The organism is Snodgrassella alvi (assembly GCF_002777745.1).
Classification (GTDB): Bacteria; Pseudomonadota; Gammaproteobacteria; order Burkholderiales; family Neisseriaceae; genus Snodgrassella; species Snodgrassella alvi_D.
The window spans coordinates 97907-113457 of the sequence record NZ_MEIO01000027.1; the positions used below are offsets into that span (position 1 = coordinate 97907).

Annotated in this window: 9 protein-coding genes; 7 read left to right on the forward strand and 2 right to left on the reverse strand. The window is 43.4% G+C overall.

Annotated features, from left to right (window positions below; all coding sequences use genetic code 11):
* Positions 1-93 precede the first annotated feature (93 nt).
* From uvrC to BHC51_RS03355, 4 genes are all read left to right on the forward strand, one after another.
* Positions 94-1956 (forward strand): excinuclease ABC subunit UvrC, encoded by a 1863-nt coding sequence (gene uvrC / locus BHC51_RS03340; protein WP_100123129.1) that lies wholly within the window; start codon positions 94-96, stop codon positions 1954-1956.
* Positions 1957-2007: 51 nt separating this feature from the next.
* Positions 2008-2502, forward strand: a complete 495-nt coding sequence (locus tag BHC51_RS03345) for a hypothetical protein (protein ID WP_100153314.1) — start codon at positions 2008-2010, stop codon at positions 2500-2502.
* A gap of 381 nt (positions 2503-2883) precedes the next feature.
* The gene (locus BHC51_RS03350) at positions 2884-3399 is read left to right on the forward strand and encodes a hypothetical protein (protein WP_100153315.1); all 516 of its coding nucleotides are present in this window, start codon (positions 2884-2886) and stop codon (positions 3397-3399) included.
* 307 nt (positions 3400-3706) lie between these two features.
* The gene (locus tag BHC51_RS03355) at positions 3707-4483 is read left to right on the forward strand and encodes an N-acetylmuramoyl-L-alanine amidase (protein WP_100153316.1); all 777 of its coding nucleotides are present in this window, start codon (positions 3707-3709) and stop codon (positions 4481-4483) included.
* Between the two features lie 676 nt (positions 4484-5159).
* Here the strand turns inward: BHC51_RS03355 and BHC51_RS03360 are convergent.
* Positions 5160-7370 carry a RelA/SpoT family protein gene (locus BHC51_RS03360; RefSeq protein WP_100099728.1) on the reverse strand — a complete coding sequence of 737 codons (2211 nt, stop codon included), beginning with the start codon at positions 7368-7370 and terminating at the stop codon, positions 5160-5162.
* Between the two features lie 195 nt (positions 7371-7565).
* Here BHC51_RS03360 and BHC51_RS03365 point away from each other — a divergent pair, with 195 nt between their 5' ends.
* Positions 7566-8129, forward strand: a complete 564-nt coding sequence (locus BHC51_RS03365; RefSeq protein WP_100123243.1) for an adenine phosphoribosyltransferase — start codon at positions 7566-7568, stop codon at positions 8127-8129.
* 81 nt (positions 8130-8210) lie between these two features.
* On the opposite strand, the gene kdsA is transcribed toward BHC51_RS03365, so the two are convergent.
* Positions 8211-9050, reverse strand: a complete 840-nt coding sequence (kdsA, locus tag BHC51_RS03370) for a 3-deoxy-8-phosphooctulonate synthase (RefSeq protein WP_257381551.1) — start codon at positions 9048-9050, stop codon at positions 8211-8213.
* A gap of 315 nt (positions 9051-9365) precedes the next feature.
* Here kdsA and BHC51_RS03375 point away from each other — a divergent pair, with 315 nt between their 5' ends.
* Both BHC51_RS03375 and BHC51_RS03380 read left to right on the forward strand, forming a co-directional pair.
* Positions 9366-11249: an autotransporter assembly complex protein TamA gene (locus tag BHC51_RS03375; RefSeq protein ID WP_257384762.1), complete on the forward strand. Its 1884-nt coding sequence runs from the start codon at positions 9366-9368 to the stop codon at positions 11247-11249.
* A complete protein-coding gene (locus tag BHC51_RS03380) occupies positions 11249-15145 on the forward strand; it encodes a translocation/assembly module TamB domain-containing protein (protein WP_100153317.1) in 3897 nt (1298 codons plus the stop codon). The genes BHC51_RS03375 and BHC51_RS03380 overlap by 1 nt, the downstream gene beginning before the upstream one ends.
* Positions 15146-15551: the final 406 nt, after the last annotated feature.

Sequence of the window (15551 nt, forward strand, 5' to 3'; positions counted from 1 at the left end):
CTCTTGACTATTTCGCTCATTATCCATAAGTTGTGTATGCAGCTTATGGATTTTTTTGTGGCTGTACAGTTGTTAACCTGATAAATCACCACCATGAACGATACTGCCATTCCTTCATCCAGCCCCACAGACAATAACAAATTTGATTTAGCTCTGTTTCTCAAGAATCTGCCTCTAGTGCCGGGTGTATATCGCATGCTGGATGCCAATGACAAGGTATTATATGTAGGCAAGGCGGTGAATTTAAAACGCCGGGTTAGCAGCTATTTTCAAAAAACCGATTTGTCGCCCAGAATTCAACTGATGGTTAAACAGGTGGCGCGCATTGAAATTACGGCAACTCATTCGGAAACTGAAGCGCTAATACTGGAAAACAATTTTATTAAGGCGCTATCACCAAAATACAATATTCTGTTTCGGGATGATAAAAGTTATCCTTATCTGATGCTTAGTGGCCACCGTTTTCCGCAAATGGCCTATTACCGTGGCACCTTGAAAAAACCCAATCAGTATTTTGGTCCTTATCCCAATGGCTATGCGGTACGCAACAGTATTCAAACGCTACAGAAAGTATTCAGACTGCGTACTTGTGAAGACAGTGTATTTGAACATCGCGATCGCGCCTGTCTACTGTACCAGATTAAGCGCTGCTCCGGCCCTTGTGTTGGTCATATCAGTATTGAAGATTATCAGAGCAATGTCAAAGCCGCTGTAAGCTTTATACAAGGTAAAACCAGTGAATTAACTGCCTCCTTACATGCAAAAATGCAGCAGGCAGCAGAACAACTGGATTTTGAAACCGCTGCGCAGATTCGCGACCAGATTCAGGCTTTAGGGCTGATGCAATCGCAGCAGTTTATAGACAGTAAACATGCACGCCACAGTGATATTGATATTCTGGCCTTAACTGAAGAAAACGATATTGTGTGTATTCACTGGGTAAGCATTCGTGGCGGCCGCCATGTTGGTGATAAAAATTTTTTTCCAGATACGCGTTATCGTGTTACTGAAAAACTCAATCATTATGGAGAAGCGTTTGTTGCCCAACATTATCTGGGTAAAAGCAAACCAGACATTATTATCAGCAATTTTCAGTTACCCAAAACTCTGCGTGATGCTCTGAATGCTGAAAATAGCCGGCAGATACAGTTTGTGCATAATACTGTCGGGGAACGGAGAGTGTGGTTACAGATGGCAGAACGCAATGCAAAGATGGCTCTTGAACAATATCGTTTGCAACAGCACAGTCAGCAACACCGTATTGAAGCTCTGGCACAATTGCTGGATATGGATGCTGAAAGTCTGAACCGTATTGAGTGTTTTGATATCAGCCACACTCAGGGTGAAGCCACCATTGCTTCTTGCGTGGTATATGAAGACGAAGCTATGCAGCCAGCTAAATACCGCCGCTACAATATTACTACTGCCAAAGCCGGAGATGATTATGCTGCCATGCGTGAGGTATTAACCCGTCGTTATGGCCGTCTGGCTGATAATGATGAAAGCATTGGTACATGGCCGGATCTGGTGCTGATTGATGGCGGTAAAGGACAGGTGCATATGGCGCTGGACGTATGGCAGGAGCTGGGCATTCATATTCCAATAGTTGGCATTGCCAAAGGTCCGGAACGCAAGGCGGGTCTGGAAGAGCTAATCATTCCCCACCAACAGCGTAATATCCGGATAGAACCCCATAATCCAGCGCTACATTTACTGCAAACTGTGCGTGATGAATCTCACCGTTTTGCGATTACCGGCCATCGCCAGAAACGAGCTAAAGCCAGAGTGACTTCATCACTAAATGATATTCCGGGTATTGGCAGTAAACGTCGGCAGGCATTACTGACCCGTTTTGGCGGCTTACGGGGTGTGGTTGCCGCCAGTGTCCATGATCTGAGCCAGACCGAAGGCATCAGTCTGGCATTAGCAGAAAAAATCTATGCAGCTTTACATTAAGATACATACATAAATATAATAGTTTATACTTAATTTTACAGAGAATAATAAATGTTTGAAAAAATTTTTAATAAATTACGCACAAAAAAGCTATATAAAGAATTAGTAATCTTACTGACGAGTTATTTTGTACTCATCTTAGGTACTGTTGGCTGGTATTACTTTGATAATTGTGAACAGGGTGGTTCGTGTGCATTTTTGGGAATATGCGGGTTAATTACCTTTTTTGTATATTTAATTATTGTCAACTATAAAACTATTAAATCCATTTTTGCGCCTTCTGACAATAACGATTCACCTTCTTTTAAAGCATTGTCTATTCAATTAACATTATCGATACTCGTATTTTTCTTATATTTTTACGGCTGTGGCTATTTATTAATTTTATTCGGTATTGGTTTGAATCCAGAATCACTGCTTACAGCTATTTATATATGGATACTCCTCTTTTTGCTTTGTTGCTGTATAAGTTTATTTATTCTTTTTATCGCCAAAACCATAAAATGCCTTTTTCTGCGCCTAGCCAATAATAGTATTACTAGTTGAAAAGAGTATAGGGATTGCAGACTTATTTGTAGCGAATTGAAGCAGGATAATACATAAACAACGGAAAATATTTTTTCTTACTGGCAGAACTGATAATTCCATATCAACAATGTAATATCCGACCAGATTTCACTACTTTTCCATCCCACGCCACTGCAAGGTGTGGGTTATAAAATCACAGCGCTTTAAAACTACTAATTACCACCCAAATATGTAAATACAAATGCAATTATGTCTCTAAACATTATTCCCAGTAATGGCAGTGAACAACAGCAGGTACTGCTAGCTGCTTTGGGTGGTGTGTTCTTTATACCTACGGCCAGTATGTATAATTTAAGGTAAACTTTATGATGCACGCTATTTTATTTATGGGCAGCTAATATGTTAAATAAAATTAAAAATTACATATATACCAAACAATTAATTAAAAAATCAGTAATATTTCTAATTGTTCTGTTTATACTGACAATATTTATATTTGGTAGACTTTACGTTGAAAATTTTAAGGAGATAACTCCTGTTTTTATTTTCTGGAGTGGAGGAATTTCTTTTTTCATTTTGTTAAATATTATCTTCTTTTTTAAAACTATCATAGATATTTTTTGTTGTTTCGGCAATAGCCAAGCGCCTTCATTTAAATCTTTACTTATTGGTATAGCATCATCAGCATCTATACTCTTATTATTTTTCTTTGCGGATACATTATTAAATAATCTACATTTGGATTGGCATCCAAGTGAAGATACTGTGTTTATGGTTATTTCAACTGTTGTTGCTTTTTATTTAACAATACATTTCTTTTTAATTTGTCGCAGTATTGTCTTTTTTATTCTTCTTCTCAACAAAACTGTTAAATACCTTATTCTGCGATTAGCTAAGGATAAAAATATTTATTGACTTGGCTACAGAATTTGCTGGTTGTAAGATCAAACTGAAGGCTATCAGTAGTGGGTATATAAAATCATATTCTTTTCACCGATAGTATATTGTATCAATACATTATACTGATTAATAACTATACCTTTATAATTATAAAAAATTTTCATTAAGAATATATAGGCAGATTATTTTTTTCACAAATAAAATATTGCTTAATAAAAAATAATTTATATAATGTAATATCTCTTTAATATATAAATTAAATTTTTAATTTAATTTCATAAACGAGAAAGTTAAAAAAACAAGTTACAAAGGAGAAAATAAGATGTATATATTCGATTATAATAGTTTCCGGTCTGTTAGCGGTTTCAATCAGCGTGTACGCTTTCTGATTTTGCATTACACAGCAGAAAATTTTGCCGATGCTATCAAATCACTATGTGGTTCTGGTACCAGTATTCATTATTTGATTCCAGACGAAACCGAGGCCAGTTATCAGGCAGCAGGCTTTAAAGAAATGCGTATTTTTAATCTGGTGGCAGAGACAGATCGTGCGTGGCATGCAGGTGCCAGTAGCTGGCAGGGGCGTAATAATCTGAATGATACGTCAATTGGTATAGAGGTTGTTAACCTGGCTACTGATAATAATGGCAATTTTACTTTTCCATCCTATCGGCCAAGTCAGATTGAAGCAATTAAACAGTTGATTTTGAACATTCTGCAACGCTATCCAGATATTACTCCAACCCATGTACTGGGTCACTCGGATATTGCTCCCCAACGCAAAAGTGATCCGGGCGCAGTTTTTCCCTGGAAAGAATTATATGATTCCGGCATTGGTGCTTGGTACGATGTAAAAACTAAGCTTTATTACACTGCTCAGTTTAAAAAACTGGGCATACCAAATAATACAGCTATTTTGAGGCAATTAAATCGCTATGGTTATGATATTACGGGTGCAGCTACTGATACAGAACAATTCAGAAAATTAATCCGTGCTTTTCAGCTCCATTTTCGTCCGAAAAACTATGACGGTAAATTAGACTGTGAAACTGCGGCGATCTTATATGCTTTGGTAGATAAATATTTTCCGGCTACGTAAACCTGAATAAGAAGGGTATTAGCACATTATTTAATAATGCATTCACTTTCTGCTTGTTCTTAAATAATAGTGTTTGTTAATTTTTAATAGGACTACTTCAAATTTTAATACTGTTGGTGATTTCATGCTTAATCACCAACAGTTGATCTTTACTCTTTCCACCTGCATGTTATTCAAGGGTATCTTGTAGAATATTCTAGGTATAAGCGATGGTTTTTATATGTTTGCTATAGCGAATGGATATTTAGGGTAAAAATATAATCGATTGTCGATATCAGATCTCTGAACTTTTTTTCTCTCCCATAATATTGACAATGGTTTGAGGTGTAAAACCATGGCTGCCGCCACTTCGATATATGGGTTTATGTCCAATTAGGTGAATGTATTTGTACTTTTCGATAATCCTCGGGAAATTCACCAAGGTGCTGCGACCCTGTATTATCCTTAAATTATAGAGTGTATTTTTTTCACCTCTCCATTTTCTATGGTTTGTGTCTTTGATAGCTTTTTAAATTTGGGCAGATACATGTCAACAATATGCTCGACTACCACTGTTTTAGAGCCAGCATTTAAAGACATTTGTACATTCAGGCATTATGCACCGGATATATTGTTGTTAGTCGGTGACTTTTCTACCAGACAAATGGATACGTTCCCTGTCATATAAAACCCTATTCTATAATCGTGTCACAGCCAATACACCTTTTACATCGCTCAGTTGGCTGATCACGCGCGGTAAATCATTTACCTGATGTACTTCTACTGTAAAACGCAGCTGTGCTTCGAGGTCACGCGAAAGAGTCTGCACGGCGGTGACGTTAAGGCGGTTGCGTGCCAGTGTTTCAGAAATATCGCGTAACAAGCCACTGCGATCCTGAGCACGGATTTCGATATCAATAGCAAAAACCTGATTGGCTGATTCTTCAGCCCAAGAGGCGGGTAATACTTTGTCTGGTGAGATATGCGCCAGATACTGAAAAGAGGTACAGTTGCTGCGGTGGATGGAGATACCACGTTCACGCGTTACAAAGCCGATAATATCGTCTCCAAACGCTGGTTTACAGCATTTAGCCAGTGTAGTAAGCAGACCAGATTCACCATCTACCAGTACACCGCCAAAATTGTTTTTAATTTTGCTGCGTTTGACTAAATGGTTTTCTGTTACTGGAACCTCTGGTTTTTCCAGCAAGGTATCCACTGCTCTTTGAATCATGCGCCCGGAAACTTCTCCATGCCCCATGGCCAAATATAAATCGTCTACATTATTGAATCCGAGTGCTTCAGCCAGTTTGTGAGTATTCGGCTGTACCTGCATTTTTACCAGCTGTTTTTCCAGCGCGGTACGGCCAGACTCGCGTACTGATTCTCCATTCTGCTGGCGAATATAAGCGCGAATTTTGCTGATGGCTTTATTGCTTTTCACCCAGCCATCATGTAGCCAGTTAACTGAAGGTTTGCCTTCCCGTGCGGTAATAATTTCTATGCGCTGACCATTTTCCAGTGGCGTGGATAATGGCACAATCTGTCCGTCCACCTTAGCACCGCGGCAGCGATTACCAATATCTGTATGTAAGGCGTAGGCAAAATCAATCGGTGTAGCACCGGCTGGTAAAGAAAATACTTTGCCATGCGGCGATAAAACATAAATGGTGTCGTTAAAAAGTTCTGTCTGAAAAGCACGCGACAAGTCCTCGCTATCAGTACCGCTTTCGGCAATATTTTCTCGCCAATCAAGTAATTGACGTAGCCAGGCAATTTTGTGCTCGTAGGCTTCATTGCCTTTACCGCCTTCTTTATAGCGCCAGTGCGCTGCCACTCCAAATTCTGCATAACGATGCATATCAAAGGTGCGAATCTGGATTTCCACCCCCTTGTCTTCCGGCCCCACTACAACGGTATGCAGGCTTTGGTAATCATTGGGTTTGGGATGGGCAATATAGTCATCAAACTCGCCCGGAATAGGCTGCCACAGGCTGTGCACGATACCCAGCGTGGCATAGCAGTCAGAAACAGTATCCACCAGAATACGCACGGCACGGATATCGTATAGACCACTAAAATTCAGCTTCTTTTTTACCATTTTGCGGTAAATAGAATAAATATGCTTTGGCCGCCCCGCTACTTCAAAGTGCATATTCAGCCTGCTTAACTGCTGCTTAAGGGTCTCAACAAAATGCTCAATATAATCCAGCCGCTCTGTGCGTTTTTCATCGAGCAGGCGGGCAATTTTTTTGTATTCATCTGGATTCTGGTAGCGAAAGCTCAAATCCTCAAGCTGCCATTTCAACTGCCACACCCCCAGACGATTAGCCAGTGGCGCAAAAACAGTCATGGTTTCTTTGGCCACTGCTTTTTTCAATGCTTCATCGGTAACCTTACTCAGATAATTCATGGTTTGGGTACGCATGGCCAGCTTAATCAACACAACCCGGATATCTGACACCATTGCCAACAGCATCTGGCGCATTGCTTCAGCCTGCTGCTGACGTTCCTCCTGAGTAGCCATTGGGCTGAAGCTGACAAAGTATGTAAGTTTCTGTACCTGATACAAACCAGCCACCAGCTGCATAACACTATTACCGCATTGTTCCTCTATAATATTTTTCCAATCAGTTACATAATTGGGCAGACAGGACAGCATGGTAGCAGCTACAGCATCAGCCATTAAATCCATATCCACTACTGTTTTGGCTGCAATCATCAGGTTGGTATACAGGTTTTCGCCACAAAAAGTAACCGCATCCTGCGGATAACTGCTGTCCATCAAAATCTGTGCTTGTCGTAGCATTGTCGCCATCGCCGGTGGCAAACTGGCTATATACTCTTCCAGCCAGTCACTCGGTGAGCAGGAATTGGTGGCAAGAACTTGATCAGGCATGCTAACCATGTTATCAACCTGTTGATTTGTGTAAATTATGATGGCAATTGTACCAAAAGCCATCATTTTCTGCTTCATAATGGGCTGTAGAAAAATGGGAATAGTGCTATTATGCGCACCTTTCGCATACACTATATGCAAATAACTTCGCTCGTCCTGCGTTTATAACTTTCGCATATAGTCTTTATTTTTAAAGGATTTATTATGCAGACTCACCCAGAAGTCATAGGTATTGACGCGATGGCTGCAAAAATTCGCAAAATTCCCAACTGGCCACAGGAAGGAATTTTATTTCACGACATTACGCCGGTATTGCAAAGTCCGCAGTACTTTCGCTTGCTGGTAGATTTAATGGTCTACCGTTATATGGATCAGAAAATCGATGTTGTTGCTGGACTGGATGCCCGCGGTTTTATTATCGGAGCTGCTCTGGCATATCAGCTGAATGTCGGTTTCGTGCCTATCCGTAAAAAAGGCAAGCTGCCTTTTACTACCATTGCAGAAAGTTACCAGCTGGAGTATGGACATGCCACCATTGAAATGCACACTGATGCAGTAAAACCCGGCACCCGTGTACTACTGGTAGATGATCTGGTAGCAACTGGCGGTACTATGACCGCTGGCGTAAAACTGATTCGCAAGCTAGGTGCAGAAGTGGTTGAAGCCGCAGCAATTATTGAATTTACCGACTTACCCGGTGGCAAAAAAATCCGTGATGAGGGTGTCCCCCTCTTTACTCTGTATCAGAATTCCGGTTCGGTTGAGTAATAGCTACTATCTAGCCGATCTCCGGCCAGACAGATAAAAAAAGCAGAGTTATCAAACTCTGCTTTTTTAGTGATAATGTATTCAGTTAATATTCAATACCGGCATGGTTTTCACTAAATCATCCACTGCTTTTACCTGTGCCAGAAATGGTTCGAGCATCGCTAATGGCAAGGCACTGGGGCCATCACAGCGGGCTTTGTCAGGGTCTGGATGTGCTTCAAGAAACAAACCGGCCAATCGGGTTGCCATACCGGCCAAAGCCAGATCCAGTACTTGGCTACGACGCCCGCCTGAAGCGGCTGCATCTGCCTGACGTTGCTGCAATGCATGGGTGACATCGAAAATAATCGGCAAATCTGCACAAACTTTTTTCATGACGCCAAAGCCCAGCATATCCACCACCAGGTTATCATAACCAAAGTTGCTGCCACGTTCACACAGAATAAGTTGTTTATTGCCGGCTTCATAAAATTTTTCAACAATATTTTTCATCTGGTGCGGACTCAAAAATTGTGGCTTTTTAATATTAACCACTTTGCCGGTTTGTGCCAGCGCCACAACCAAATCAGTCTGACGAGCTAAAAATGCAGGTAACTGCAACACATCAACTACCTCTGCCACAGGTGCAGCCTGAAAAGGTTCATGTACATCAGTAATTACGGGTACGCCAAATTCCTGCTTCACGGCCGCAAAAATCTTCATTCCTTCTTCCAGCCCCACACCACGGTATGAGTGAATTGAAGAACGATTAGCCTTATCAAATGATGCCTTAAACACCAGCGGAACATTCAGTTTCCGTGTTACTTCTACATAATGCGCACAGGTACGCAAAGTCAAATCCAGATTTTCCAGTACATTCAGACCACCAAACAGCACCAGCGGCAAATGATTGGCTACTTCAATATTGCCTACACGAATAATCTTGGTCACAATCAATCCTCAGTAAGGTTCCGGCTCATGGACATCAGTGCCCAGACCACCACAAAACCAACATTTTACAAAATAGTTAACCCAGCGTCCAAACCGGTATGACTCTGATAACTACTAACCATATCAAACCTTTCAATACTAATCAGTAGATATATTTTACCCTACTCTGGAAATAGCACCGCTCAGGTATAGGTTTAACAACTATTTTCGCGCTACAATAGCAAAATACCTTTGTTAAACCCACCTGACATACGTTTTATTCTTTTAAAATAAAAGCAATACACTTATAACCACACAGGATTAATCTTGGCATACTTCACGCAGAAACGCCTGCACTGGCTGCTATTGAGTACGTTACTGTCTTCCCTTACCTCACTGGTATGGGCAGCCAGCCTGCCAGCGGATAGTGATGATGCAGATGACGATATCCCACCACCCAAAACAGGATTGTTGCACAGATTGCTGCATGGTCGGGAACATAGTGAAGAAAGCAAATCCCAGCCACCAAAAAATCCGCGGGTTCCTATTACCATTGATATAGATAATTCAACCCTGAAAAAACTGATTAATGACCATCTGCCGCTGATTACGCAGCAGTTAATTGAAGACTTAGATGACGAACAGATCAGTTTTCTGGCTGAAGAAGCACCCGAACAGACACAAACCATGCTTGAAACCGAAGGCTATTTCAATGCCAGAGTAAATCTGGAGAAACAGCCCAATGGTTACATTATCCATATCGACACTGGTCCCCGCACTCACATCGACAATGTAGATGTTTCCCTTACTGGTAACGTTACTGCTGATGACAATCTGACCAACTACTACAAAAGTGCCATTGACAACTGGGTATTGCCTGTAGGCGATCCATTTACCCAGAGTAACTGGTCGGCAAGTAAATCATCCGTGCTTACCGCCATAGTGCGCAAAAAATACCCGCTGGCCACCATCAGCGCCAGCCGTGCCACCATCGACCCGCAAAGAAATCAGGCTGACCTGTCGCTTACCGTAGACAGCAAACAACCCGTTTATTTTGGTGATATTAAGGTTAGCGGTAATGAGCGTTATCCTGTTTCCATCGTTACCGGCATGGCCAGCTTCAGCCCGGGCTCACCCTATGATCTGGACAAATTACTCGACTATCAGCAGGCGTTGGAACAGGATAGCCATTATGGCAATGCGGTAGTCAGCGCAGATTTCGACCATATGGAAAACGACCATGTTCCGGTAATAGTAAAAGTAAGCGAAATGCAACGCCAGAAACTCACCTTTGGTTTACGCTACGATACCAAAAACGGTCCGGGTTTCCGTGGTGGCTATGACCATTATAATGTTTTTGATAAGGGCTTTGTTGGTTCGACTCTGCTCGATACCGATCGCTATGAAACCACTTTCGGCCTCGGCCTGAGCCAGCCACGTAACAATCGTGGTCATTACTGGACCAGCAATCTCAACTATACCTATTCTACCGTACAACATCTTCAAAGCCGCGCCTTATCCAGCGGCATCTGGAAAGTACGCGATCGTGACGGAATTGACTCTCGTGTTGGTATTGAATACGTCACCGAAAGCAGCAAAATTGAAGACGGTCCCGACCTCGGACACAGCTATGCCACCATGCTGACCGCCTCGTGGAAACGACAGAATATCGAAACCCAGCTGCGCCCAGCCAATGGCTATTATCTGGAAGGAAAAGTTGGTACTACTATAGGCAAACTGCTCGCTTCAGCATCTATGCAGCGGGTAACAGCCAGCGGTGGCTACTATTTCACGCCAGAAAACAAAAAATACGGCACTTGGGTAATGCGCAGCCAGATTGGCTATGTACATACAGGCGATACCATCAATGTCCCCTCCATCCTGATGTTTCGTGCGGGTGGCGCCAACAGCGTACGTGGTTATGAAATGGACAGCATCGGTATCAACAGCTCACAAAACTCGGTTTTACCCAACCGTACACTGGCTGTAGCCAGCGTTGAATACCAGATTCCGGTGTATAAAGATTTTGCACTGGCACTGTTTCACGATGCCGGTTCAGTGTCAAAAAGCTTCAGTGACATGCAATGGCATCATGGTAGTGGCTTCGGCGTACGCTGGTTCAGCCCTGTCGCACCATTTGCATTTGACATTGCCTATGGCCATCATGATAAAAAATGGCGCTGGTCAATCAGTTTAGGAACCAAATTCTAATGGCTGAAACCTCAATCAATACAGGCGAATCTTCAGCCACTACTACAGCACCCGTACCGCCACATAAGCCACGCCGGAAAAACTGGCTGAAAACCAGCCTGTATACTCTGCTTGGTTTACTCATCATTATCATAGCCATATTGTATTGGCTGGTCGGTACCGAATCAGGCTTGCGTTTTAGTATCCATACCATACCCAAATGCTTTGGCGTGCACATCGGCACAGAAAAGCTAACAGGTACTATATGGCGTGGTTTTGCCAGCACAAATATTCGCGTCAGCCATCGCGATTTTGATTTATCCATTGATAAAGTCCAGCTCAGCTGGAACAACCGCGAATTATGGCAACGCCGCTTCCATATCCGACTGCTGGATGTAGGTAAAATCAATTACATCAATCACAGCGTACCCAAATCCAAATCCAAGCCCGTTCCCACTCTGCCCAACAGCATCAGCCTGCCGCTACAGATTAAAATTGATAAATTACAGCTTGGCGGTTTTAGCCTCGGCAAAAATCACACCCCGATTATACTTACCAGTCAAGCCAGCTATATTTATGATCATCACAAACACCAGCTTGTCTTCAACGAGCTGAATACCCCGTGGCAAAACATTCAGGGCACAGTAGCCATCGCTACCCAGACACCATTTGCCCTGAGCGGACAATTTAACGGTAACGGCACCCTCGACAAAACCGCAGTTGAAAGTGCTGCCCTCATCAAAGGCAGCCTGCAACAACCTGACCTCTTTGCCCGTTTGGATGGCGGTGATATCCATTTCCGTACCCATGCCATCCTTAAACCTTATGCCCTGCAACTAAACCATAAAATCGTTAAATTCAACCTGCAAAGCCGCCACATTAATCCGGCTGCCTTCAGCAATAGCCTGCCCTTTGCCGATCTCAATCTCAATCTGGATCTGGCGTCTGCCAATAACAACAAAAATCAGCTTACCGGCCACATCAAATTCGGCAATGAACAACCACGCGCCTATAATGGTTCCAAAACTGCCGGACTACCTATTCGCAGCATCGACGGTGATATCAACATAGATGACAATGGCAAAATCATATTACCTGCCTTGACTACACGCCTGCTGCAACAGGGGCAAATCATTACCCGTGGCAGTGTAGACAGCACCGCCAGACAGCTTGACATTAACAGCGAACTGTTACGCATTTATGCCAACGACGCCCTTACCACACAACTGTCCGGTTCACTCAATGGCCATATCCGCGTTTCCGGCAGCTTTAATGACTTAACCACTCAATGGCTGCTGGCCAGTGAAAAAGGCAATAGCGATGGCTCCATCCAGATTATTACCGATGAAAAAAAACATCAGCAAACCCTGATACTCGACAAACTCAACCTTAAACCCAATGGTGGCGGTAACTTCAATGCCAAAGGCAGTCTGGCACTGTATCAGAATAAAGCTCTGCAACTTACCATCAACAGCAACAGCTTCAATCCTGCTAAAATTAATTCCGGCTTTCCCGCTGGTAACATTAACGGCCACATCAGCGTCAGTGGTCAGCTGGCACAACAACCAAGCATTCAAGCAGACATGCTGTTGCATAACAGCATACTTTCCGGTGCTGCGCTTTCAGGCAAAGCCATCATCCGTTATCGCAATCAGCATCTTGAACAAGCCAACATCAACCTTAATGCCGGCCAGAACCAGATTGTCACCAATGGCAGCTTCGGCAAAGCCGGCGACAGGCTTAATCTCGATATCAACGCACAAAATCTGGGGCTATTCGGATTTGGCCTGAAAGGCCTGCTCAACACCAAAGGCTTTATTGCCGGCGAACCGAAAAAAATCACAGCCAGCTTAAACGGTGCAGCGCGCAACCTGCAAATCGGCCAACTACTCAACATCAATCAACTGGATTTCAAAATCGCTGGTTCTCCAGATATCAATCAGCCCCTGCTGATAAACATGCTTGCCGACCACATCAGCATCGCGGGCAGTGATGGCAGCAAACCCACCGTAATCAACAATACCGACATCAAAATCAATGGCCGTGGCAGCCAGCACCAGATACAGGGCAGCAGCAACCTGTCTCTGGATGGTAAACCCTATCATCTGAACATCAATGCTCATGGCGGTTTGGATAAAAAATATCAGTGGCGTGGACGAGTCAATGCTCTGGATATCAGTGGTGCCCTCAACCTGAAACTGCTCAGCCCCATCCAGCTCGAAGCCGGAGCCGAACGTGTGAATATGCAGAATGCACACTGGGCTGCACTGGGTGGCAGCCTTAACCTGAACAACCTCAGCTGGGACAAAAACAAAGGTCTGATTACCCGTGGTTCTGCCAGCAATCTGGCTTTACAAGAACTGCACAACGTCATTGAATTACCCGTAGAACAGAATCTAGTAATAGGTGGTGACTGGAACTTCAGCTATAGCCGCAACATGCAAGGTTATCTGAAACTCTATCAACAGGGCGGCGACATCACCCTGCCTCAGCACCAGCAAAAACTTGGTTTACAGAATGTACGACTGGATACTCAGTTTCAGAACGGCCATATCAATAACCACCTGAACGGCCTTACCCGTTACGGCACTACCGATGCTTTACTGATTATTACCCCTAACAACAATGGCAAAATCAGCACCGCACCCATCAGCGGACACATCAAAATCGACAGCTCCGATCTCAGCACCATCCGCAATTTACTGCCCATCGGTATGCAGCTTAATGGCAATATGCATGCTGAAGCCACCATCAGCGGCTACCTGAATGAACCTTTGCTCAATGGTAATCTTATCGGCAACAACCTCTATTACCGCGATCAGGCCAACGGCACCATCCTTGAAAACGGCAGCCTCAGAAGCCATTTTCAGGGACGGCGCTGGCTGATTGACAGCCTCAGCTTTGCCCGCCGCGATGGCTCCATCAAGCTCAGCGGCGTTGTTGACATGACCAGACTCACTCCTGATATCAACGTTAACGCCCACTTTGATCGCTACACCATCTTCGACCAGATAAACCGCCGTCTCACCCTCAGCGGTGACGCTCAGCTACTCTATACCATTACCCATGGCATTGTCTTAAGTGGTAAACTCAAAGTAGACAAAGGTATCTTTGGCATGCAGAAATCCGGTATGCCGCAACTGGACGACGACGTTGTTGTACTTGGTCGTGAAAAAACGGCCGAGCAACAGCGTACTACCCCAATACGTCTCAACCTCGATTTAGATATGAATAACGCCTTCCGCTTCAGTGGCGAAGGCATAGACGTTCTGCTAGGCGGGCAGCTTACCGCCACCGCCAACCCCGGCAGCGCCATTCAGATTGTTGGTACCGTAAACGTAGTTCGCGGCCAGTATAAAGCTTACGGACAGTATTTAGTTATTCAGCATGGCAGCACCATTTCCTTTGTCGGCCCGATGGATAACCCCAACCTGAAAATCCGTGCCAAACGTCGTTATTCACAGGTAGGAGCCGGCGTAGAAGCCTTAGGTCGCCTTGACAGCCCGCGCATTAACCTCATAGCCAACGAACCCATGAGCGAAAAAGACAAGCTGTCATGGCTGATACTGAACCGCCCCAGTAGTGGCAGTGCCGGCGACGAAGCAGCCATTGCCGCGGCAGCCAGCGCCTGGCTTGCTGGTGGACTGAACGACAAACTCGGCCTGCTTGATGAAATCGGCCTCACCAGCCAGCAAACCCGCAACAGCCAGACAGGTGAAATGAATCCGGCAGAACAGGCCATCACCATTGGCAAACATCTATCCAACAACCTGTATGTCAGCTATTTGTACGGTATTGAAAGCGCTACACAAACAGTCAGCATTACCTACCAGATCAGCCGCGCCCTGCAAAGCATCATACATGTAGGTACAGATTCAGCAGGTGGAGAAATCCGCTATACCCACCGTTTTGATTAAATTACATCACAAACCAGAATCTCCAGAATGTAAGATCAAAATACTTTCCTAATATAGCCTTAAGCACCCTGAAAACTTTATATGTAGCTTAATCTTTAACCTGTTCGGAGCTGATTAATCAAGTGAAGATAATAATGATTTTCACCAGTTATTATCCAGTTAACTCTATATAACAATTTAGAAAATTTCAAAACTTCTGATTTTTTGCATAAATACACATGGCTTTATTATTTTTACCCTGCATCAGACAGACTTTTAATTATAAATTTTTCACGTCTAGCGCAGAAATAACAGCCCACTAATAACAATTGAGTTAGATAAATATTGATATTAGCAATTTTATAAACAGCCGAATTTACTTATAAAAATAATAAAATTTATCCATCGACAAGGTCAAAACCAAAAA